Here is a 23120-nt window from a genome sequence, read left to right on the forward strand (position 1 = left end):
AGCGGCTACAGAATGCATGTCTTCGCTGTATACGGTTATGGAGCATTTAAAAATCAGAAGGCATCGTTCGTTTTTCTTTGCTGATATGGGAATGAGATGCAAGAAACCGCTCATTTTTATAAGCAGCGAAAGAAATAACTTGTAATCGGTTGCTTAACGGAGAAAAGATATGCTGCCAGCATGCTTCCCTATGTCTTTCTCTTCCACAAATGAGTAAGACAGCCATTGCGCTGTGAAAAGCGTTCAGAGGTCTATAGTAAGGTTGGATATAGAAAAAGACGCAGTACATGGGAGTATCCAAATGTATATGCGTCTTTGTTATGATAGCTTCAGCTGTGCATTATGCCATGCTGTTATAAAGGACAGCCTTATAAAAATAGCAATGAAATTCAGCTTGTGTAAGTATCTCTATTTTTGTACATGACCTTGTCAGACAGAGGCAGGGCGTTAGAACAAATTCATCAGATCTTCCTTGCTCATACTGGTGATGATTCCCTCGTTATTGTGAATAATGGAGTCGCTGAGGTCCTGCTTCAGACTCTGCAGCTGCATGATTTTCTCCTCGATGGTATCCTTTGCTATCAGCTTGACAACCTGTACATTGTTATGCTGACCGATGCGGTAGGCGCGATCCGTTGCCTGATTCTGTGCAGAAATGTTCCACCATGGATCAAAATGGATAACGACTTCCGCACTTGTCAGATTTAAGCCGGTACCGCCTGCCTTCAGGGATATCAGGAAGATGGGGGTATCATCACTGTTAAAGCTGTTTACCAGCTGCTGCCGCTGCAGCTTCGGTGTGCTTCCCTTCAACAAATAGTAAGGGATATCCTGGCGTACCAGCTCCTTTTCCAGCAGCGAAAGAAGCGAGGTGAACTGTGAGAATAGGAGAACCTTTTTTCCGGATTCCCGGCAGCTTTCAATAAACTCCATACAGGCACTGATTTTGGCACCGATACCGTTATAATTTTCATACAGCAGGCGCGGATCACAGCACAGCTGACGCAGTCTGGTCAGCATACTGAGAATCATGATTTTACTGTTTGCGAAGCCTTTTTCCTTAAAGCTTTTGTTAAGGTCATCCCGTATGAGGGATACATTGGCCATATATAATTTTCTTGTTTCTTCATCCAGCTCAATCAGCATGGTGTTTTCCACCTTTTCCGGCAGTTCCTTGAGGACATCCTTCTTCACACGCCGCAGGATAAATGGTTCAACCATACGTTTCAGCTCCTTCAGCATTCCCATATCGTTTTCCTTGACAATGGGCTGCTCATACTGCTTTTTGAAATATGAATAGGTATACAGATAGCCGGGCATTAGGAAATCAAAGATGCTCCACAGCTCTGCCAGTGAATTTTCAATCGGTGTTCCGGTCAGGGCGAACCGATGGCGGGCCTGTATCTGCTTTACGCTGATGGCATTCTTGGTGTTGTGGTTTTTGATATACTGCGCTTCATCGATAATCTGATACTGGAAGGTGAAGTCCTCGTAGGCTTCAATATCCCGTTTTAAATAGTCATAGGAGGTGATAACGACATCATAGTCCTTACAGCTGCGGATTTGTACCTTTCGCTCATCACTGGAGCCGCTGATAATGATGCTCGTCAGCGTCTTGGAAAATTTCTCAATTTCACTTTGCCAGTTGAGTATCAGTGAAGACGGGCAAACGACCAGTGACAAAGAATCTTTGCGCTGCAGCCGTTCATCCTCCAGCAGCGTGATGACCTGCAGGGTTTTACCGATACCCATATCATCTGCCAGTATACCGCTAAAGCCATAGGCAGCCATGGTTTTCATCCAGCGAAAGCCGGTTTTCTGATAATTACGCAGTGTTGACTTCAGCGCTGGAGGGACTGCAAAGTCACTGTCCTTGACATTGCGGATGCCGCGAATGATATCCTTGAAGGAGGAATCCCGGTCGACCTTGATCATATCGCTATCCTTCAGACTGTTGTCAATATACAGAGAACGATATTTGGGAACCTTGATCACACCGCTGCTGATTTCCTTTTCACTCACGTGCATACCATCCAGAATTGCACTGAGCTCCTGCAGTGCACTATCCTCGATATTGACAAAGGAGCCGTTTTTCATACGGTAATACTTCTTATTCATACGATAAGAGGCAAGGACCTCCTGCAGCTCATTAACAGGGAAATCGTAGGTATCAAAATTAATTTCCAGCAAATCACTTTCAATGCGGACACCCATGGAGATATTGACACTCTCCTTGATCTGCAGCTTTTTAAATTTATCTGTAGCAAATATCTCACAGGTATTGCCAAGCTCCTTCAGCCCCTGATTCAGAAATTCATACATGGCATCCTGCGAATGCTCGATATAGGCAATGCCGTCCACTGCATCGATTCGGGTCATGTAACGGGTAAAGACAAGCCGTGTCGCAATTTCATCATTGAAATTTCTGGAGGTGGACAGGGCACTTGTGCTGAAAGCGTTGTATTCCTCATTTCCATAGCAGTACATCAGGCGTGCGGAAATCACATTGTGCTTGGGCATATCGATATACAGACGGCATTCCAGAGGAAGCGGTGCAAAGGCAGAAATATCCACACCTCTCAGCGGAATATACTGGCGTGTATTCATAATGACATTATTATAAAAGGTGGGCATGAGTTCACTGCTTAACAGCAGTGGTTTTTTCTTTTCCAGATATGTCTGCAGCAGGCGGCTGCAGGCTTTGGAATAAGCGGTATCACAGCGGTACAAAATATGATCCATTAACAAATATATATGGCTGCGGCCTTCAAATATGCGATAGCTCAAAGAGCTCAAGGCGATTTCATAGGAGTCATCCTCCTGTTTTTTAACTTCCATGGTAAGCTTTGGATTTTCATCCAGAAAGCGCATGTTGATCAGCATTTTTTCCTTCATGCGATGCATAATATCCTCACCGGCGTACAGCTGGAAAAATTCATCAAGCGCATCCGGTGTCATACACAGGTTACGCGCCTGTGGACAGCGCTCCAGTGCATGGCGGTTCTGGAAATAGAGGACATCATGCTCATGGCGCAGCATAAAGTCAAGCAGCTTCTGACTATCTTCATCAAAGCTTAAGCGGTTATGCAGAAACTCCAGCTCCTTGCCATAGCTTTTTTTCACATTGTTGCGGATATCGTCAAGAAACTGTGCAATATCCTTTACGATATAGCGCTTTGCATTCCCCACCTTCAGTGTCAGTGCCAGGATAGTTCGCTGACGAATCTCCAAAACAGGCTCGATATGTACCGCCTGCTTCAGATTCATAGCCAGCGAGGAATAGATGATTTGTTCCTCATAGGCATTCATAAGGGAAATGGCGTAGCTGTCATGCTGCTGAACTGCGGTATGTGCATCCGTCTCCTTCTGCTTCTTTTCATGCTCCTCATTCAGCTTTATTAAAACAGCTGTACAGTGCTCACAGGACAATGTATCTTTCCCATGCTGCGGACAGCTGCATAAATGTGCGCGCACCGTTACATCATCCTTGTCGATGGACATGTTGACTTCCCGGTAGTCCTTTCCATCCTTAATGGTAGCGTTGATCATGATGATTTCCCTGGAAGAAAAATCATCGATATCCAGAGATACGATTCTCTGCTCATCCACCAGTCTTTTCGCTTTTTCATATTGTTCATCACTTCCGGCAAAATCCCGGATTTGTGCATTGGTAAACTCCATACATACACCCCTGCTTTCATCTTATTATTGTACCATCTTTTTCACGTAATTTGTCCCTGTATATGAAATGTTTTTCCATAAAGAGAAGATATGTATACCGTTCAGTGTTTGTAAAAATACACCTGCTGCTCGCATTCATCAGTGTCTGTGAAAAAAGTGTTGTAAGGCAACAGTTGCTGAAGGTACCGGATATACATAAAGGATCAAATGACTAAGACGAGATTACACAAAGATAAGTCAAAGCTGCTGTTTACAGTATGAAGCATGTATATACTGTGTGAGGATAGCATGTTAATAAGCTTTTCGTTATGTTTCATAAGTATGAATGATATATTCCTCTATATTTCTTGTAGATAGTACTATTCTGATACTATAATGTTAGGCTTTTACCTTCAGTATACCAACTATGAAAAAATTGATATTACAGACGATTCAAGAAAATGAAAGTCGGATATGCTTTGCATAAAAAGAAGCACTGAAAAGGAGTCTCTAAAAAATCACTTGACGTATCAGTGTCCTAACGTATAATATTAAGTAAAGGATTTAGAAAGACAGAGGAACAGCTGCGATGAGAATTTGATAATCTAATTTACAAAAACGTGAAAACTAGCAGACAAACCATAGCGTATGTACTGTTTTGCGGACTGTGGGTTAAATTATCATTGTGTTTTTTTATCAATCTGTTCTTTTCTTATACTTCAATGCATGTAGAATGCAGGTAAGATAGATATTGAGCATAGATTTTTTATATATGATAATCAACCCGCTCATAGGGAGGGATTCTATGCTGCTGGAATTACAGCATGTAATAAAAAGGTTTCATGATAAAGAACTGCTTCATATACCGGTATGGCAGATCCATCAGGGTCAGCGGATTGGACTGATTGGCGCAAACGGATGCGGAAAAACCACACTTTTGCGGATTTTACAGGGAGTGTGTGAGGTTGAAGAAGGTGTTGTACGTAGATTTTGTACGCTTTCCTATTTTGAACAGCTGTCACAACAGGTTTCTTATGGGGATGGAAGACTACTGAGGGAATTATCTGTTTCTCATCTGCAATTGAAGAAACAGGTAAGCGGTGGGGAACAGCAGAGGCTGCGGTTGTCAAAAGCACTGAGCACCCCCTGTCATCTGTATCTTCTGGACGAGCCGACAAGCAATCTGGATCAGCAGGGAATTGCCTTTGTGAAAAAAGCCCTGCAGAATATGGATTCCTTTGTACTGGTTACGCATGAGCGTTCCCTGTTACAGGAGGTATGCAACCAGATCATTGAAATTAAGGATGGCAGGCTGCACATATATGAAGGTAATTATGAAAGCTATCTTTATCAGAAAGAGGAACATAGAAAATATCTGCAGCACCGTTACGATACAATCGAGAAGCAGCGTCACCAGCTGCAAAAGGCGTATGAGCAAAAAATAAAGCAGGCACAAAAGGCGAAGCGGAAGCCGCGAAATGTTTCAAACAGTGAACGTAAAATGCGGGGAAAGGTCGCGCTTCGAAAGTCCAAGGACGGTATCAGTAAGGCGATGTATCGGCAGGCGGATGCGATTGCAAGCCGTATGGAGCATTTGGAAAAGGTTGAGGTGTTAAAAGAGGAAGAAGCAATTGTGATGGATGTACAGGCGCTGGATCTGCCAAAAGGAAAATGGCTGTTGAAAGCAGAAGGACTAAGTGTTTCCTATGGAAGGCACAATGTGCTAAAGAATGTGCATTTCTTTATGAAAAATCACAGTAGAGTAGCTCTTGTTGGAGAAAACGGCTGTGGCAAAACAACGCTGCTGCAAGCGATTGTACAAGGAAATCCTGCGATATGGAAGGCACCAAAGGTGAAGATTGGCAGATTGTTTCAGCAGTTTGAGAATTTGAAGGATGAGCAAAGTGTATATGAGAATGCCATGGCGGATAGTGTGCAGGGGGAGCATGTCGTGCGCACAATTCTGGATCGGTTGTTATTTCAACAACAGGATTTGAAAAAGCCGGTAGCTGCGTTAAGCGGTGGAGAGCGGATGCGGCTTGGCTTTGCGAAGCTGATGGTAGGTTCCAGCAATCTGCTGCTTCTGGATGAGCCGACAAATTATCTCGATCTTCCTTCCATTCGCTGTATCACAAAGCTGCTGCAAAATTATGAGGGAAGTGTATTGTTTGTATCTCATGATGCGGCATTTATCAAAGAGGTCGCAACTGAGGTATGGGAGCTTCGCGAGCATGCGCTGTCCATGCCGCAGGACTGTGTGAAGTCATGCAGTAAAAAGCAGGGACAAATCGATCCGGATATAGCGACAAAGCGAATGATTCTGGATATGCGCAGAAGTGAGGTGGCACATCGACTCATACAGGCATCAGGTGATCGGGAAGTACTGGAGAAGGAATATGCTGAAATTATGGAAAAACTGAAAAATCTATAGAAAGGGATTTGTCAATCTGTGCTTTTCATGATACCATGGACGGTAGCAGGTAGTCCGGATAGGAAAGAGATGCATGATTCGCGGATTCATGAAACTTCACAGGAGCATCAGGACGATGAAATTCTTTCCAGGTCACTGCAAATCGTTGCCGCAGGGGGATTTGTGAACAGGTATATACGACCAAATATCAAACAGATATTTCTGATTCGACGGACTGACACGCTATCTTATATGAACGATAGCATTGCAGATGTCTTCTATGGAAGCTTCAATTCATTTTTTGATGCAGAGATGCTGCAACGATACAGCAGCTGTGGATGTGTCGATATTTTGCACAAGGTTGGCAAAGAATATGAGGCGATGATGAAATGGAAGGCATTATAAGTGAGCGTAGCATTCGATTACGTAAATGTTAACAAGGAGAAGCATACATGGACATACATAATCATAATCTGAATATACATTATTCCATACCGGAAAACTTATGGAATGAGCTGGTAGAAATGTTTGCACAGCTGCCGCATTATCGGGGCTTTAGTGATGGCTGTCCGCAATGGTATGGATGTGACGGAAAGCTGATTGAGGCTTCTTTGGAGACCAGTGGTCTGCAGTTTTACGCAGAGCTTCCACAGGAGGAATGGGATGCGTGGTTTGCGCAGTTTCAGCGCAGAGCAGAGGAAATCCTGGGATATCCCATAGGAGAACCGGAAGACGGATATGAATTTCGGATTTATGACTGAATAGAAAGATGAAATGATAAAGAACCGCTCAGATGGCAGTGGACGATGATTTTCTTCGCAAAAATTCATTGGCATTTGAACTGGCATCTGCCATTGTCAATGATTCTGTTACCAGAGAAGCGAATACCCGGAAACAGCAAATAGATTTATTTGACAAAATTCGAGATAGATCCGAAACCCTGCAGTATATTCTGGGTCACGCAGACATCAGTGTAGCCTTGAACACATACACCCATGTGAAGTTCGATATGCAGAGGAAGAAGTATATCGGATAGCGAAGGATTAAAAAAGCCCGTTGGTAAGGATGCTTGCTTTACCGATGGATTTACAAGATTGCAGGAAAAGACATGAGAAAACACGAAAAGGTATGAGAGGATACCTTGAAAAACGGAAAACCCTGAAATATCAAGCGTTTGGAAAGAAACATAAGACTTAAATGGAGATATGAGCACATGATAAAAATACTATTCGTTTGCCACGGCAATATCTGTCGATCCACAATGGCGGAATATGTTATGAAGGATTTGGTGAAAAAAGAAGGAATGCAGGACAGATTTTATATTTCATCCGCCGGCACAAGCCGCGAAGAAATCGGAAACGGAGTTCATTATGGAACACGCCGTAAGCTGCGTGAAGAAGGAATACCGATAGGAAATCACAGGGCTGTACAGATGTGTGAAGCAGATTATAAAAAATACGATTATTTGATCGGTATGGATGGCGCAAACATGAGAAACATGGAACGTATTGTTCATGGTGATCCAAAGCATAAGCTGTATCTGCTGCTTGACTTTACAAGCCGCCCGGGCGGAATTGCCGATCCATGGTATACTGGTAACTTTGATGCTACGTTTACCGATGTGATGGAAGGCTGCAGTGGTCTTCTGAAGTATTTGAAATCACAGTGGACAGATGAGAAGTATTGACAGTGATATACGCAAGAAAAAACACGCATGAAATTGTGAAGGGTTCTTTCTTACTTTAGGGTGTTTACAAAAGGGAGACTTCAACTTCTATTGATAACTGCAATCGTATGGAAGTCTCCCTATGTTAAGTTTACACACAATCGAGAAAGAACCTTGTGAAGAGCATGCGTGTTTTATGCTATACAAAGAATCTGAAGGGCGAAGAGAGCAGATACTGCACATATAGGAAGCTTGCCAGTTCACTTCTGTTATAAAAGCTTTACATTTTGTTTAGATTGCCTTTTCGTACCTATGATATAGTTCTTACAGCCACATACTACCTGTATACTGTGGCATATTCATTTAATTCCATAATTCTGGATATGGAATCCACAAAGAAACCGCCGGTGTCCGTTACATCCGGCGGCTTTCTTATTTCTGGCAGTGTGGACAGTAATAAATACTTCCCCCCAGATATTGCTCTTTCTGAATTCTGCCTCCGCATTTCGGGCAGCCATCCTTATAATGCCCTGCTGACATGACACAGTGATACCCGCCCTTTTCACCATAAATGTTCTTCTCACTATCCCTGCCGCCTTCCTGTACCATCTGCTGCAGCGTCTGCTTCATTGAGAAAAACAATGTGTTTACTTCATCCTTTGTCAGAATATTCATTTTCCGTTTCGGATGCAGTCCCGCATAAAACAGGATATCCTGACAGACACCGTTTCCGATTCCTATAAACCTCTGCTTTGTCGCCAGAAAGGCTTTCACACTCAGCTTTTCTGTTTCATGATGCAGCTTGCTTAAAAAATTTTCGTACGTGAAGCACTCGTCCAGCAAAGAACAGCTTTTCAGCTCTGCCTCATAATAGGCATCCTGTGCACCCTCAGTCTTTGGAAAAACATGTATTGCCGCATACATGGAGGTTGTAACGTGCAGACAGCTTCCATCTGTAAACATAAGCAGCAGCTTGCTTTTCTTGAATTGCTGTGGTTTTGCAAACCATCGGATATTTGCTCCATCACGAAAGGTCAGCACCTCATCCTCAATCTCCAGTTCCACGTAGAAGCTGCGCTCTACTACAGCGGTTACGGCTTTGTTTTTCAGTCGATCGTGATAGGTATCCGGATTACCATAATAAAACGTGAATTTGTGATCTGTGAAATTTCCGGACACACTTTGAATAGTTTTTCCAAGAACCTCTTTACGTAAATCTGCTGCTATTGTTCTTGCTTCAGGAAGCTCAATCATATACATCACCTGTATAGATTGTATCAGAAAAAGGTACAGCTGCCTATGATCCTCCTGTATTTCCCAAAGATGATGAAAAAAAAGATGCTCGAATGAGCATCTGAAGATGTAAACTGGCAGGGGTAGAGAGGATCGAACTCCCATCAGCGGTTTTGGAGACCGTTATACTACCATTGTACTATACCCCTAGGCTTTAACGCTTTATTATATTATCACAGAAAAAGATTTATGGCAATAAGAAAATCGTAAAAATTACAGGAACCGCGGCATCTGATCCATCCATTTCTCAGGTTGCCGTCTCTGCAATATCATTGATCATGCACATCGCTTTTTGCATATTGCGACACAACTCCTGAAATCCTAAAAGGGTATGGCATACTGCTTATTCATAGCTACAGCACCTGGTAGCCAGCAAACCTTCATAGGGAAATACCACTGCGTATCAAAGCACTTCCCTTTATACCATGGACATAGTGAATATATCGCTGCTGCACTGCTTACTTTCAATCTATGACAGCGAGCAATCATATGAGTATCACAATATTACTGTGAGCAAATAAGTTTTCATATACAAAAAAAGGTGATACAATAACCATGCCATCAATCTTCTCTATAAACTCCCGATGGTGCTGCTCTTCACATCCAAAGAGCGGCTTTTTTTGTTCCTAAGCTGCTTATGCGAAAAAAGCGATACTTATGAATACATGAATGCACAGTCCCAGGAAGTCTCTATTCAAAAAAAGGCTCCCATGAAAGAGAGCCTTGTGTCATTTCCTGCTAGCTATATCTGAATGGAGATTTCGTAAATTATCTGCCGCATTCAGCCATCACTGCCTATATCCGTTGCGTTAGTTCTGCTTTTACAGGCGGCGATACACATTGTCTGATCATAATCACCACATGGATTTCCGTTCATATCACGGAAAAATGCTATGCTTGTAAAGCCTGCCTCCTGCAGTGCTTCCTGCAGCTCTGCTTTCGTAAAGGTATGCTCCCATACATGAAACTGACGGATATCATCCTCTGTTATCGCGATATATCGGTTCAAAACAGTATTGTCTTCCTCATAGTGAAAAACATCATGCAGAGTCAGGCATCGCTCATCCGCCCAGAAGCCATCCTCTGTAATTTCCCATGTTTTAGATTCAGGGACACCGTCGTAGTGGGAAGGAAGAAATACATCAAAAAGCAGGACGCCCTCCGGCTGTAACCAGCTGTAAACGGAAGCCAGCAGTTTCTTTCTGTCCATAGCAGACAATACACCAAAATCACAGTAAATCAGGGTGATGATGTGAAATCTGCTATTCATGTGCAGCTGTGTATAATCAGCGCACAGATAGTGTATGGAAAGCTGCTGCTGTCTGGCAGAATGCATTGCATAGGTAATCGAATGCTCGGAAAAATCCACACCGGTAACTGCATATCCCTTTTTTGCAGAAGCGCTCCGTATAAACACCGGGTCCGCAGCCAAGGTCTAGTAGTGTCGGATATCTTTCCGCTGGAAACTGCCTGCTTATCCAGTTGATGGCTTTTTCCACGGTTTCGATCCTACGAGTTGCGGAGTCCTCGGTAGTATCCAGATGTGCTTTCAGCATACGTTTTACAGTATGCGGATCACTCCAGATATTGTCCTTGCTTGTTTCATACAATGCCGGTTTTTGCATTGCCATGGTAAATAGTTTTTTCATTTGTTCTGTCCTTTCTTTTCCTGATGGCAGCTTACGAAAAGCCTGTGGATATCCCACAGGCTGTTATAAACATTTCTGTGGAAGTAGCTGATACAATGACCACGATATAAACCCTGTCTGATACAGGCTGTTTTATATCTGTTTTCTGATCATTTTCTACTTTTCCACGTTTCACTTCATTACGCCTTCAACAGCGTCAAGTGCGCCGGACAGAACCATCTCCTTTAAAAGCCGCCACGCTCTCATTATACAGAATATGGACGACAGATGCAATTGAATTTTCAAGAAGCTGTACATCTGTTAGCATCTACCAATTTACATTACCGATGCAGTCGCATACATAGCATTGCTTTTGATAGTTCAAAATGAAGGTATGTTAAAACTACCGCTCGAAAAGTCGCTTTTGTGGCGGGAATGTTCCTGTGAAAGCATGCAGGGGTAGCTATATTAGCTTTTTCTATCAGGCAACCTGACGGGCACGGGTTGCACTGCCTGATGGCATCCATTCCTGTATAGATTCAAACAGAAAAGATTAACGGCTGTTTTTTTGTGCAATGAAAAGATTGTGATTGCTGTGTCCCAAAAAGGATGGCTTTTCACATGTTTTCAAATGGTATCGCATCCATACCTGAAATTCCTCTGAAGTAAAGCGATTGATACGCTCACTCATCAATTCCGCAAGACCGTCTGCCGCAACATACTTCAGCTTTTCTAAGGGAAAGGGATGAAACAGCTCATCTATGCTTTGCTCGTCATGAAACACAAACGGGTCATTGTGAAGCTGCAGGGTTTTCGTATCAAATTCATCTCCCGTAAGGAATCCCTCCACATGCATGGTTTCCGTTGCCATTACCATATCGTGTGGAATATAGGCAAACATCAGGATGCCCTTGTTTTTGCATACCCGGCAGGCTGCCTCGATAGCCTGTAGCTGCTCCTGTGTTCTCGAAAGGTGATACAGGGGACCGAAGCAGAGAACCATGTCAAACTTTGAATTCCAGTCCTCCGGCAGGTGTGCGGCATCACATTCCAGAATGGTGATATCCATATCCCTTGTTTTTCTGCTTTCCATAATCTGAACATGCTTTTTAACCGGTTCCACCGCAGTAAGGGAATACCCCTCCTTCGCTAAGGCGAGAGAATATGCACCACAGCCTGCACCGATTTCCAGAATCTGCGCCTGTGTATTTGCATATCGATGAATATAGTGCATGGTTGTCAGGTACTCAACCTGACTTGCATAACCGTGAAAGAGTCTTTTTTCCTCCTCAAAGTGTTCATACAATTCCTGTAATTCCATAATCACTACCTCCTCTTGTTTCCCAAAGTATACAGGAAACCGTACACCGATATGGAAAATCTGCAGATTGCTGAGAAAAGAGGTGTTAAGCTGATGAATTCCTTATCAGGTGCAGAAACACTTTATCAGAAAAGGGAACTTCAAGGCTGTTGCAATATCAATGTATTAAAATCTTCAAGTAAGCCGTGTAGGGAATTTGATTACAGCCGCAGCTGTTTCATATAAAGATGCAGATCCTTGTAATTTCTGGTTTTGGGAATCAAAAGTTGAAGCTCATGAAGAAAAACGATTTGAAATTCCACAGCAAGCTCACTCATCAATGGCAGACATCGCTTCATAAGATATTTCTGGGAAGTCTGCGCATCCGCATGAGGCAGCAGTTCATAAAACCCCCACAGAGTCTGCAGACGTTCACTGCAGTCACGCATATCATAGGATTGCGCAAGAACCTTTTCAATTCCTTTCCCTTGAAGCCGCTGATTGTGAATATACCAAAACATGAATGGCAGAAGCTGGCGGGTATGATTTTTCAGAAACAGACAAAGATAATATTCCTCCTTCTCATACTCCTTCTGGTTATGATAAACACCCGAGAGATTGAAATAATAGGTGATTCTGCGCTCTGCCTTGATTGTATGCTCCTGCAGCAGCTTTTCACACATCCTGTGCAGGTCCTCAAAGGCAGGTACATGAATGCGGGCGCTGATCAGACAGAGCCAGTGATACAGATCAAACAATGCTGTCCAGTTTCCGCTGTGCTCCTCCTTCTTTCGAAATTTCTGCAGCTGCTTCCACGCAGGCAGGTCATTATGCTCCAGATTTGTCTGATGAAGCGCATAGGTAATACAGTTTTTCACAGAATCGGGATGAGAAAGCATAGGAAATATGGTTAGCAGATTGCGCAGCTGATTTCGATCATGGGGAAGGGTATATTGATAGTGATAAAGGATGGAGGCATACACAGATTCCAATTCTCTTGGCAATACGCTATGAAACTGCATCAGCCAGTCATATTCCTCTGACTTCAGCAATCTGTCCTTTTTCAAAGCATCCAGCAGGATGGAAAGACTTTTTAAAACCACGCTCTCCCAGCTGTATTGTCTATAGGGGGAAAGAAGCTGCAGCAGCTCCCGGATACAGCTACAGCATGCCTCTTCCTCATAAGCGTTCCAGCTTTCAAAGAGCTTCTGCAGAAAAGGCGTCAGCAGGGGATCGGGATTGCATGCATAATTATACTGCAGATCAAGCAGGGCAAACAGCTGATCATAGATATCCATATCCTGCAGCGCTTTTCCGTTTTCCAAGGCAATGTAGCTGCGAAGTGAAACAGCATGACCCAGCGTTTCGACAAGCTCCTTTTGGGTATAGCCGAGTGCTATTCTTTTTTGCCGAATCAGCCAGCCATAGCGTTTTCTGTGTTCTTTACATATATCCAGCAGCATATGATCATGTCCTTTCTTACAGGTGAAGACTCTCATACCAAATAACACGTATAGAAAATCATGTCGATTCCTACAATGATTGGAGCTTGTCTATTTTGTCGTTCTAACAGTCTATCCCCGCTTTCTGCCAGTCTGCATAATGGAAGTAGGTACAACTCCCCATTATGGAGGATATGCAAACGCAGCTGCTTTCTGCCAGCCTGCAAATGGAATTAGAATGTTCACGTTGCATGTTTAAGCCTTTCCTCAATTATAGCATATGGATTGGGATTGCAATAAGCAAACCAGTGTTTCATATAGGAAAAACGCGGGGTGGATTACAGGGCATTCTGCATGATTTCCTTGATGCTTTCGTATATTTCAATAGAAGAAATTCGTATTCTGCTATAAAGAAGCAAGCTGCTGCATACCTTTTTAAGGTACAGGAAATATCAGAATAAAGGAAGCATGAGTAGAAAAAGATTTGAAGAATGATATGAAAATATTTAGAGAAAGTTAAGATTTAACTGCTATACTTACTCGAGAGCTTAGAAAGCGGGGTGTTTTATGCAGACTACCTGGAAAAAACGAATCCTACAGATTCTATTGCTTCTGTCACTGACAGCCTTTGCCTGCTGGTTTGCGTTAAAGGATGATTGTGCAGAGGTTTTATATAATATTTCTCATATATCCTGGTATTGGATTGTGCTTATTGCGGTACTGGGCACCGCTTATTATCTGCTTCAGGGAATCGTCTTATACAGGATAGCAAAACCCTATAAAACGGATATCCGCATATGGGACGGAATACACAATGCGTATATTGCAGCTTTTTTCAACGGTGTTACCCCGTTGGGCGGAGGACAGGTGGCTCAGACCTATGCATTTCGTAAGCTGGATATGCAGTACAGTGATATCGCCAGTGTACTTTGGAAGGATTTCTTCCTTTATCAGAGTACAGTCCTGTTTTATGTGAGCATACTGCTGCTTACACGGTTTCCCTATGCAATGGAACATTTTCAGATCTATTTTTTTCTGGTGCTGCTTGGCTTTGCCATCAATGCCTCTGTCATACTGATTTTATGGACGATGGCCAGATTTCCAAAGCTGTATGTGAAAATCAGCCGTGGAATTGTCAATGTCGGCTTTCGTTTTCATATTGTGAAGAATAAGGCGTATACACTGGAAAAATGGCAGGGACAGATTTTATACTTTAATGAGGAAATCAAAAAGCTGAAGGAGGACCGCCGCATGATTGTGGAGGCTGTTCTTCTGAATTTTCTGCGTATGACAATTTTCTATGCAATTCCTTATGTGGCGGCATTGGCGCTGCAGGTACCCTTGTCCCTTTCTGATTTGATCAATGTTTTGCTGATGTCTGCGTGTATCCATATGCTGAATGCCTTAACGCCTCTTCCCGGAGATACCGGATGGACAGAAAGCGCATTTATTCTGATATTTGCAGTTCTGTTTGGTAGAACAGAAGCGAGCAGTGTTATGATATTATGGCGTGTGGCAACGTATCACATCCAGCTCATTGCAGGAGGGATCATTTTCCTGTATGTGAAATCAGCAGACACCAAAAGACAGAGGCAGCTGCCAACAGCGAAGTCTCTTCCATAACGTTCCAACCACAGGTGAAATGCTGTAAATACTGTAAATACTGTAAATACTGAACTGCGAACGAACAAGCATAAGCTGGAAAAGAGGGCTAATGAATGCCAATCTCAATGAAGCAAGCAATATCATGCGAAAAGTATATCCAAGTATGCCAGAGCGAGAGCGATTCGTAGAGGTACTGGGAACGTACCAGCTACGTGTATCTGAACACGAACAAAACGTTTTGATGCATGCGCAGGCATGCATTAGAAGCCGCTTGTTCTATAGCTGGCGGCAGTTCACAAAGTTGTATCATCCATCATGCTGTTACCCAGGTGCATATTCCTAAAGCAAACGGTGCACCTTTTTCTGCTTTTTATGTATGCTTTCAGGCCAAAACCTTACAGCTGAACGAAATGCTGTTACGCCGCATGATGATAACAATCGTGTTCGCTTTCGGATATCCGCATCTGCAGCCTGCTTCCACGTTACCCTTGCTACAAACGGGCAATGGAAACAGCCGGCAGATGGAAACTTTCCTGTTATCTTATGAATAAAGTGTGGTAAAATAAAACAGATAAAGGAAAAAAGGGTCAAATATTATGAAGACTGACAACAATGGTACGGTGCTGTACAATCGTTCAGAGCTACAGGCTGTTTTTTCTCAGCTGCAGCCGCGCGAGGAATATTCTCTTCTGCATTTTAATGTTAAGAAATTTCGATATTTTCTTGGCCGATATGATCATGAAACAGGGGAGGAGCTGCTTCAACAGATTCTGAAGACTTTCACAAAGGGTTTGAAGAAAGGACAGTATCTGCTGTATACAGGCGGGGATGATTTCATATTCCTCATTCATGAGTGGCGAAAAAAGAAGATTATTGATGAGCTTATTCAAAGAGACTACAAGGGCTATGAGTTGAAGGATTCTCGGTTTTTCAACAAAGTGTTTTTTTCCATGGGGGTGTGTCGTCTGCGGGATTTCCCGGAGGCGGATTTTGAAACCTGCTGCTTATATGCATGGCTTGCCCGCATAACATCAAAAGAGCATGAAAAGAAAAGCTCGGATTTTAAGTTTTTTACCAGAAAACAGCTGCAGGAATTTCAAATGCGATCGCAGCTTGAGGTGAAGACAGTCGAGGCCTGCCGCAAGGAAACCTATGCGGTTTATATTCAGCCTAAGGTTGATGCCAAAACCCTGAAAATATGCGGAGGAGAAGCATTGCTGCGCTGGTTTGATGAAGATGGTACAATGATTCCTCTTTCATTGTTTCTGCCGGTGCTGAATGAAAACAGCTACATCCGTTATGTAGATCAAATGGTGTTTGAGCTGGTATGTAAAATGATACAGGAGAGCATACAAAAGGGGATGAAGATGGTTCCCATCAGCTTTAACCTTTCCAAGGCAAGCTTTGAGGATGAACCGTTCATGCAGGAATATATGGAAGTGTTTCAGCAGTTTGACATACCGAAGGAGTACATCGAATTTGAATTGCTGGAAAGCATAAGCATGGATAATTCCGATAAGCTGATCAAGGTGGTGGATACGATACATAAGGCAGGATTTCGCTGTGCGCTGGATGATTTTGGCAGCGGCTATTCCTCCATGAGTGTCCTTGCCAGGGTTCCCATCGATATCATTAAGCTGGATCGCTCCCTTTTTCAAAATCCATACAGGGATATCGATAAATTTCTGATTGTGGATGGTCTGCTGGATATACTGCATCATTTTCCTGTACAGATCGTGGCAGAGGGAGTTGAGGATGAGACTGTGGCAGAGCATATGCGCCAGCATGGATGTGATATGATTCAGGGGTTCTATTATTATCGTCCGATGCCGATGGATGAATTTCAGCGTCTGATTGCAGAACAGGGAGAGTGTTAGCCTATTCATAGCAGACCCTTCCCGGTATGCACGCTGCAGGCTTGTGTAAGCTTTTCGGATAATCCGTTATGGAGTGCAAAAAGGCTGTATGCAGAGACTATCTCAACGCATACAGACCTTTTTTTGCTTAGCAGGATTTTTCGTCTTCCGCATATTAAAGAGGATGAAGCATTGCTTTGCCAAGCAGCACTCCAAGCAGGCGTAAAAGAACGGAGGAAAGAATATAGGTGATTCCCATCCCTGTTTTATGCTGCTCCAGCAGGGAAACCGCCTCCAGGGAAAAGGTGGAGAAGGTGGTGAATCCCCCGCACACACCGGTTTTCAATAACAAAAGACTGTGCTCCGTTAACAATGACTGCCTCATGCTCAGGGCTGCCAGTATCCCGATTGCTACCGCACCGAGAAAATTGATAAGAAGTGTCATATACGGAAACTCACTTTTTACAGGCACCATGGACATTCCATAGCGTAGCATCGCTCCTACGGCACCGCCAAGGCCGACAAACAAAAACTCTTTCATAAACATCGCTCCCGCAACCATTTTACCATACTTTTGAAATGAAACCGCATACCCTGCAAAACTTTTTCACTTCCGGCAGGAGTTTTCTCAATTCACTTGCGCATTCCCTGATATGGGCTATAATAGTAACATTCAAAGGGATGATTGGGAGTGTGATGAAATGTTTACAAATGAGAATCTGAAGCGGCTGATTCTGCCACTTGTTGTCGAACAGATTCTGGCGGTAACGATCGGGATGAGCGATACGATCATGGTGTCGAGTGTGGGCGAGGCGGCGGTTTCCGGTCTAAGTCTTGTGGATACGATCAACATCCTTCTGATCAATATCTTTGCCGCACTAGCTACCGGAGGCGCTGTTGTCTGCAGTCAGTATCTCGGTGGTCGTGACCGCGATCAGGCATGTGTGTCGGCAAAGCAGCTGATTGTTTCAACCGGTATTTTTGCTGTTATCATCATGGGAATCGTTCTGATTGGCTGTACGGCAATCCTGCAGCTGGTCTTTACGGATGTGGAGCCGGCAGTCATGTGGAATGCAGAGATTTATTTTAAAATATCCGCATGGTCCTACCCGTTTATCGCGCTGTATAATTCCGGAGCTGCACTGTTTCGCTCCATGGGGAATTCCAAAATTTCAATGATTACCTCATTGTTCATGAATGCCTTCAATATCCTCGGAAATGCCGTTTTGATTTACGGCTTCCATATGGGGGTGGCGGGTGCTGCCATATCCTCGCTGGTTTCCCGTATTCTGGGTTCCCTGTTTATGCTGTATCTGCTGCGCAGTCCGGATAATCTGATTTATATTGATTCCTACAGGAAGCTGGAATTTCATCCGGATATGATACGCCGTATATTGACAATCGGAATACCAAACGGTTTGGAAAACGGTATGTTCCAGATAGGAAAAATCCTTGTTCAGGGACTGATTGCGGGCTTTGGTACGGTTGCGATAGCGGCCAATGCCGTAGCGAACAATATTGCACAAATGGAAATCATACCCGCTGCCGCAATCGGACTTGCAATGATAACGGTCGTAGGGCAGTGCGTTGGGGCTGGGGATTATGCGCAGGCCCGTCTCTACATAAAAAAACTAATGAAAATCGCATATATATCCATGCTTGCGGTAAATCTTATCATCCTGTGTCTTGTGCCTTTGCTTCTGAACATATATAATTTAAGTGCGCAGACGTATGATACCGCACTGGAGCTGCTGCTGTATCACGGCATATTCGCCATGGTGCTGTGGCCGGCATCCTTCACCTTTCCCAATGCATTGCGTGCAGCCGGAGATGTGCGCTTTACAATGTGCATCTCCATTGTATCCATGTGGCTGTGCAGAATCTGTCTGAGCTGGCTGCTAGGGGTGATACTGGTGCTTGGTGTATTGGGCGTCTGGCTCGCAATGTTTACCGACTGGCTCTTTCGCATACTCTGGTTTTTCTGGCGGTATCGAAGCGGCTCATGGATGAAGAAACGTATTATCACATAAGGAGAACATATGAAGTTTACGACGCTGTTATTTGACGCAGACGGAACGCTGCTCGATTTCGATGCAACGGAAAAGCGGGCTCTGCAGAGGGTATTTGATCTGCATCATTACCCGTTGACAAATGAAATGAAGAAACGCTATCAGGACATAAACGCACAGCTGTGGTCAGCGTATGAGGAAGGCGAAATCTCAAGGGAAGCAGTGATTTACACACGGTTTGGAAAGCTGTTTCGTGAATTCGGTATTGCGGATGATGGCATCGCCTTCGAGGATATCTATCAAAAGGAGCTGGGCAGAGGGCACGATATGATACCGCATGCTATGGAGGTGGTACGCCGCCTGTATCCGCAGTATCGTATGTGTATCGTGACCAACGGTGTTGTCGCAACACAGTATGCGCGTCTGCGGGATTCCGGTCTGGACGCGTATTTCCATCATATGTTTGTATCGGAGGAAATCGGATTTCGGAAGCCGGATCGATCCTATTTTGATCACTGCTTTGCCAGATTAAATGGAGCGAAGCGGAATCGGACCCTCATAATTGGTGATTCGTTATCCAGCGATATGCAGGGAGGTATCAATGCCGGTATTTCCACCTGCTGGTATAATCCTGATGGGAAAAAGAATCACAAGCAGCTTCCGTTAACCTATGAAATTCGGGATTTGCGGGAATTATATACAATATTGGAGGAGGAAAATGATGGATAAGGATATCCTGTTGTTTGATTTGGATGGAACATTGACAGATCCAAAGGTTGGTATTACCAGATCGGTAGCCTTTGCTTTGGATAAAGCCGGTATTCATGTGGAAAATCCGGATGATTTGTGCGCATTTATCGGACCGCCCTTAAAGGATATGTTCATGGAGCTGTATTCCTTTGACGAGGCGCAGGCCTTGCAGGCAATTGCGGATTACCGCGTTTATTTTCGCAAGCAGGGAATGCTGGAAAACGTGGCATATCCGGGGATTCGTGAACTGCTGGAGGCATTGCAGAAGCAGGGCAAAACGCTTTTGGTCGCTACCAGTAAGCCTGAGGAATTCGCCTGTACCATTCTGAAGCATTTTAAGCTGGATTCCTATATGCTGGATATTTGCGGTGCCACGATGGATGGTACCCGCAGCGATAAGGCGGATGTCATTGCCTATGCTGTGCAGAAGCACCGGCTGCCAATTGAACGGTGTGTGATGATCGGAGATCGCCGGCACGATATCATCGGTGGGAAAAAGAACGGCATGCGCACGATTGGCGTATTATATGGATACGGAAGCCGTGAGGAGCTAAAGGAAGCAGGCGCTGACTGCATCGTGGAGGATGTGCAGAGTCTGTTGGATGTATTGAAAAAAGGAGGTTCATAACATGGCTGATAAAAAAAAGAAGAGTACAGCAGAGCTGCTGGAGCAGGCCCGCAAAGCCAAGCAGAAGCCCCGCACCAAAGCTTTGGAAAAAACACTGGGCAAGGGGAAGAACAGCGCCAAGTTTAATAAAGTAAATTTTAACGGATAAGAAAAGAGCGGCTATACCAGAATGGTAACCGCTCTGTTTTTATTCAGGATATGGGCAAGTGCTGTGCTTCCCCCATCCTCACCATCCAGTGTCCAGGGAATCTGTTCCCGGGCTTCTATGCGGATATCACAGGCCTTTCGAAAATACATCCAGGTTTCATTAACCTCATGCTTTATCAGCGCTGCAATGATATTTTGTACATCCAGTGGATTATTGGGAACCCGGATGAGCAGAAGTTCAAACTGACCATCATCCAGCTGTGCATCCTTTGAGTTTACGGCAGTAAATCCTGCGACAAACTTGGAATTGGTAACACAGCCGAAGATACAGGAATCCTCAATGACTTCATTCTGATCAATGACGACTCTGACATGATAGCGTGGGATATTTGTCAGCTGTTTGACGCCTTCCAGAAAATAAGCGATTTTTCCAAAGGAGTTTTTGGTGCTTTGCGGTGTGGAGTAGGAAATTTCTGTGAAGATACCAAACGCCGCAACATAGGTGAAATAGCGGTTATTGAACTGGCCGATATCACAGGAAAACGGACGGTATTGTGCAATGGTGTCCATGAGCTTTCCAGCACTTTTCGGCAGCTTCAGCGTAGCCGCAAAATCGTTGACTGTCCCGCTTGGAAGATAGGCAAGCACAGGCTTGTTCTCTATTTCCATAATGCCGCTGATCACCTCATTCCAGGTACCGTCCCCACCGATGCATATGAGAATATCACAGCAGCCTTCACTGGCTTTCGCAAGCTTTTGTGCATGTCCCGCATACTGGGTTACATAAACCTGTATCGTATCCTGCATGGCACAAAACCGGTCACATAACGTAAATAAAGCCGTTTTTGCCGTCTGCTTTCCTGCCTTTGGATTCATAATGATTCTGATGCTTCTGTCCATACACACGCCCCGTTTCCTTTGCATATAATTGTATAGCATAAAGACGGAAAAGGGAAGTGGAGTGCAGGAATTAGTGTTAATATCCTAAGACACCGTCGAGTGATTCATCCTGCAATACCCAGTCGTTGTATATATCAATCATACGGTATTGGGAAGGCGTATCCCGTATATAGACTTTTGAAATTCCTGCATTGATGATCATTCGCTTGCACATGGAACAGCTGTTCGAGCTTTGAATCAGCTCCCCGCTGACTGCTTCATAGCCTACCAAAAATATATCAGCTCCCAGCATTTCACTGCGCTGTGCACTGATGATTGCATTTGCTTCCGCATGGACACTCCGACATAATTCATAGCGTTCTCCCCTTGGAACCTGCAGCTTCTCTCGGATACAGTATTCCAGATCCAGACAGTTGGTACGTCCCCGAGGGGCACCCACATATCCGGTGGAGACAATTTCATCATGCTGAACGATTACCGCACCGTAAATTCTTCTGCGGCAGGTGCTTCTCTGTGCGACTGTTCCTGCGATATCCAGATAGTAATTGATTTTATCTACGCGCTCCTGTTTCATAAAAACCTCCCTTTCTTTATCAAATATTATTATAAGGGGAGCTGCTTTTTAATACAATCATCTAAAGAAAGCTGACAGAAAAGCTATGGGAATGCTTGCGGAAGTAAAAAGAAATCATATCGGTATATACAAGTAGGATAAGAGAAAGTCGTATGCTAAAAGCAGTGAGTAAGTCCATGGATAGCAAACAGCTGTGTGAAAAGAGCTGCTGTATATGGTGCAGCTTGCATCATAACTACATGATTACGGTTTTTTATATAAAGAGGTCGACCACATCGAATCAAGTCTTCCATAAAGCTTCCTGCTTACGGACATCCTGAATCTCAAAGGGTTGCAGGCAATGAAAAGTGTGCGGGTGAGCGGTGAAGCTGTTTATTCTGCATTGGTATGAAGAGATAATGGAAATCCATATCTTCTTCCTTTTCGAAAGGAGTAACCAAAAAGCAGACGATACGTTTATCAATCGTCTGCCTTTCAGAAATTAAGCTATTGCATTCACTTTTAACATGCGCCCTGCAGACTCATGTTGCATGCTGCATTCAGCTTCTGTTATTACGAGTACCTTCAGATGCCTTTCACACAGGAAAGTACAGCCTCATAATCCGGTTCGTCTGTTATTTCACTGACATACTCGACATAGCGCAGGATATTGTCCTTATCAACTACAAATACTGCCCGCGTCAGTAAACCTAACTCTTCGACATAGGTTGCAGTTGCCGCTGCAAAGCTGTGCAGCTTGTAATCACTCAGTGTAATAACGTTTTTATTGTTTTTTGCCTGACACCAGCGTTCAAGAGCAAATGGAAGATCCATAGATATTGCACAGACGGTAACATCCTTAAGCTCCTTTGCGTAATTGATAAACTTTGCGACCTCCATACTGCATACACCGGTATCCAGGGAAGGTACACTGAGGAAAATACGTGTACCTGTACTGTCCTCACTTCTCCACTCACTCATATCATTTCGTATAGCAGTAAACGGCTTTAATGTCTCGTTCTCCTTCACTGCCTCATGCTTTATTGTCACAGGATTTCCCTGAAAGGTTATATTCATTTGATATCCCTCGCTTTCTGTACATAGTATACCCGGATTGTTTGAAAAGGTGAACTTATTTGCCTGGAAATTTATGAACAAGGATACGAAACGAAAACAGTGTGTAGCTTCTGCTTTTTCTTGTATATTGTTTACAAAACTGTTTCCATTTCCCTTCGAATCCGCTATACTGTTAGAGGAAAGTTGAGGGGTTGTG

21 protein-coding genes and 1 tRNA gene are annotated in these 23120 nt (G+C 43.9%); 11 read left to right on the forward strand and 11 right to left on the reverse strand.

Annotation, left to right across the window (positions count from 1 at the left end; translation table 11 throughout):
* Positions 1-447: 447 nt before the first annotated feature.
* Positions 448-3681 (reverse strand): SNF2 helicase associated domain-containing protein, encoded by a 3234-nt coding sequence (locus ACESPQ_RS04870; RefSeq protein WP_373144005.1) that lies wholly within the window; start codon positions 3679-3681, stop codon positions 448-450.
* A gap of 784 nt (positions 3682-4465) precedes the next feature.
* Between ACESPQ_RS04870 and abc-f the strand changes: the two genes are divergently transcribed.
* From abc-f to ACESPQ_RS04895, 5 genes are all read left to right on the forward strand, one after another.
* A complete protein-coding gene (gene abc-f / locus ACESPQ_RS04875) occupies positions 4466-6091 on the forward strand; it encodes a ribosomal protection-like ABC-F family protein (protein WP_373144006.1) in 1626 nt (541 codons plus the stop codon).
* A gap of 69 nt (positions 6092-6160) precedes the next feature.
* Positions 6161-6475, forward strand: coding sequence for a hypothetical protein (locus ACESPQ_RS04880; protein WP_373144007.1), 315 nt, complete (start codon positions 6161-6163; stop codon positions 6473-6475).
* A 47-nt stretch (positions 6476-6522) separates the two neighbouring features.
* A complete protein-coding gene (locus ACESPQ_RS04885) occupies positions 6523-6831 on the forward strand; it encodes a hypothetical protein (protein WP_002608095.1) in 309 nt (102 codons plus the stop codon).
* Between the two features lie 32 nt (positions 6832-6863).
* Positions 6864-7106 carry a hypothetical protein gene (locus ACESPQ_RS04890; RefSeq protein ID WP_373144009.1) on the forward strand — a complete coding sequence of 81 codons (243 nt, stop codon included), beginning with the start codon at positions 6864-6866 and terminating at the stop codon, positions 7104-7106.
* 177 nt (positions 7107-7283) lie between these two features.
* Entirely contained in the window at positions 7284-7757 is a 474-nt protein-coding gene (locus ACESPQ_RS04895) for a low molecular weight protein-tyrosine-phosphatase (RefSeq protein ID WP_109770503.1), read from the forward strand.
* Positions 7758-8168: 411 nt separating this feature from the next.
* Here ACESPQ_RS04895 and ACESPQ_RS04900 read toward each other — a convergent pair whose 3' ends face one another.
* The 6 genes from ACESPQ_RS04900 to ACESPQ_RS04925 all read right to left on the reverse strand — a co-directional run bounded on the left by ACESPQ_RS04900 (position 8169) and on the right by ACESPQ_RS04925 (position 13420).
* The gene (locus ACESPQ_RS04900; protein ID WP_257327922.1) at positions 8169-8990 is read right to left on the reverse strand and encodes a DNA-formamidopyrimidine glycosylase family protein; all 822 of its coding nucleotides are present in this window, start codon (positions 8988-8990) and stop codon (positions 8169-8171) included.
* Positions 8991-9104: 114 nt separating this feature from the next.
* Positions 9105-9178 (reverse strand) — tRNA-Trp (locus ACESPQ_RS04905).
* A 632-nt stretch (positions 9179-9810) separates the two neighbouring features.
* Positions 9811-10398: a class I SAM-dependent methyltransferase gene (locus ACESPQ_RS04910; protein ID WP_373144010.1), complete on the reverse strand. Its 588-nt coding sequence runs from the start codon at positions 10396-10398 to the stop codon at positions 9811-9813.
* Positions 10316-10678, reverse strand: coding sequence for a hypothetical protein (locus tag ACESPQ_RS04915; RefSeq protein WP_373144011.1), 363 nt, complete (start codon positions 10676-10678; stop codon positions 10316-10318). Before ACESPQ_RS04915 ends, ACESPQ_RS04910 begins: the two co-directional genes overlap by 83 nt.
* 532 nt (positions 10679-11210) lie before the next feature.
* Positions 11211-11978 (reverse strand): class I SAM-dependent methyltransferase, encoded by a 768-nt coding sequence (locus tag ACESPQ_RS04920; protein WP_109770502.1) that lies wholly within the window; start codon positions 11976-11978, stop codon positions 11211-11213.
* Positions 11979-12178: 200 nt separating this feature from the next.
* Positions 12179-13420, reverse strand: a complete 1242-nt coding sequence (locus ACESPQ_RS04925) for a helix-turn-helix transcriptional regulator (protein WP_257377080.1) — start codon at positions 13418-13420, stop codon at positions 12179-12181.
* A gap of 546 nt (positions 13421-13966) precedes the next feature.
* Here ACESPQ_RS04925 and ACESPQ_RS04930 point away from each other — a divergent pair.
* Positions 13967-15022, forward strand: coding sequence for a lysylphosphatidylglycerol synthase transmembrane domain-containing protein (locus ACESPQ_RS04930; RefSeq protein ID WP_002608102.1), 1056 nt, complete (start codon positions 13967-13969; stop codon positions 15020-15022).
* Between the two features lie 578 nt (positions 15023-15600).
* Positions 15601-16881, forward strand: a complete 1281-nt coding sequence (locus ACESPQ_RS04935) for an EAL domain-containing protein (RefSeq protein WP_257271220.1) — start codon at positions 15601-15603, stop codon at positions 16879-16881.
* A gap of 154 nt (positions 16882-17035) precedes the next feature.
* Here the strand turns inward: ACESPQ_RS04935 and crcB are convergent, their stop codons facing one another.
* A complete protein-coding gene (gene crcB, locus ACESPQ_RS04940; protein ID WP_373144013.1) occupies positions 17036-17401 on the reverse strand; it encodes a fluoride efflux transporter CrcB in 366 nt (121 codons plus the stop codon).
* 160 nt (positions 17402-17561) lie between these two features.
* Here crcB and ACESPQ_RS04945 point away from each other — a divergent pair, with 160 nt between their 5' ends.
* From ACESPQ_RS04945 to ACESPQ_RS04960, 4 genes are read left to right on the forward strand one after another with little or no spacing between them, the layout of a single operon-like run.
* The gene (locus tag ACESPQ_RS04945) at positions 17562-18890 is read left to right on the forward strand and encodes an MATE family efflux transporter (RefSeq protein WP_373144014.1); all 1329 of its coding nucleotides are present in this window, start codon (positions 17562-17564) and stop codon (positions 18888-18890) included.
* 9 nt (positions 18891-18899) lie between these two features.
* Entirely contained in the window at positions 18900-19598 is a 699-nt protein-coding gene (locus ACESPQ_RS04950) for a YjjG family noncanonical pyrimidine nucleotidase (protein ID WP_008819278.1), read from the forward strand.
* Complete coding sequence (locus ACESPQ_RS04955; RefSeq protein ID WP_109770498.1) at positions 19591-20247, forward strand: HAD family hydrolase; 657 nt, start codon at positions 19591-19593, stop codon at positions 20245-20247. The genes ACESPQ_RS04950 and ACESPQ_RS04955 overlap by 8 nt, the downstream gene beginning before the upstream one ends.
* Before the next feature lies 1 nt (position 20248).
* Complete coding sequence (locus tag ACESPQ_RS04960) at positions 20249-20395, forward strand: hypothetical protein (protein WP_002608108.1); 147 nt, start codon at positions 20249-20251, stop codon at positions 20393-20395.
* A gap of 11 nt (positions 20396-20406) precedes the next feature.
* Here the strand turns inward: ACESPQ_RS04960 and ACESPQ_RS04965 are convergent, their stop codons facing one another.
* The 3 genes from ACESPQ_RS04965 to tpx form a co-directional block, all read right to left on the reverse strand.
* On the reverse strand, positions 20407-21294 hold the full coding sequence (locus tag ACESPQ_RS04965; protein WP_373144015.1) for a diacylglycerol/lipid kinase family protein: 888 nt from the start codon (positions 21292-21294) through the stop codon (positions 20407-20409).
* Positions 21295-21370: 76 nt separating this feature from the next.
* A complete protein-coding gene (locus tag ACESPQ_RS04970; protein ID WP_257377078.1) occupies positions 21371-21868 on the reverse strand; it encodes a deoxycytidylate deaminase in 498 nt (165 codons plus the stop codon).
* A gap of 564 nt (positions 21869-22432) precedes the next feature.
* Entirely contained in the window at positions 22433-22924 is a 492-nt protein-coding gene (tpx, locus tag ACESPQ_RS04975; RefSeq protein ID WP_373144016.1) for a thiol peroxidase, read from the reverse strand.
* Between the last annotated feature and the right edge of the window lie 196 nt (positions 22925-23120).

The sequence above is a fragment of the Clostridium sp. HGF2 genome (assembly GCF_964240115.1).
GTDB classification, from domain to species: Bacteria; Bacillota_I; Bacilli_A; order Erysipelotrichales; family Erysipelotrichaceae; genus Clostridium_AQ; species Clostridium_AQ innocuum.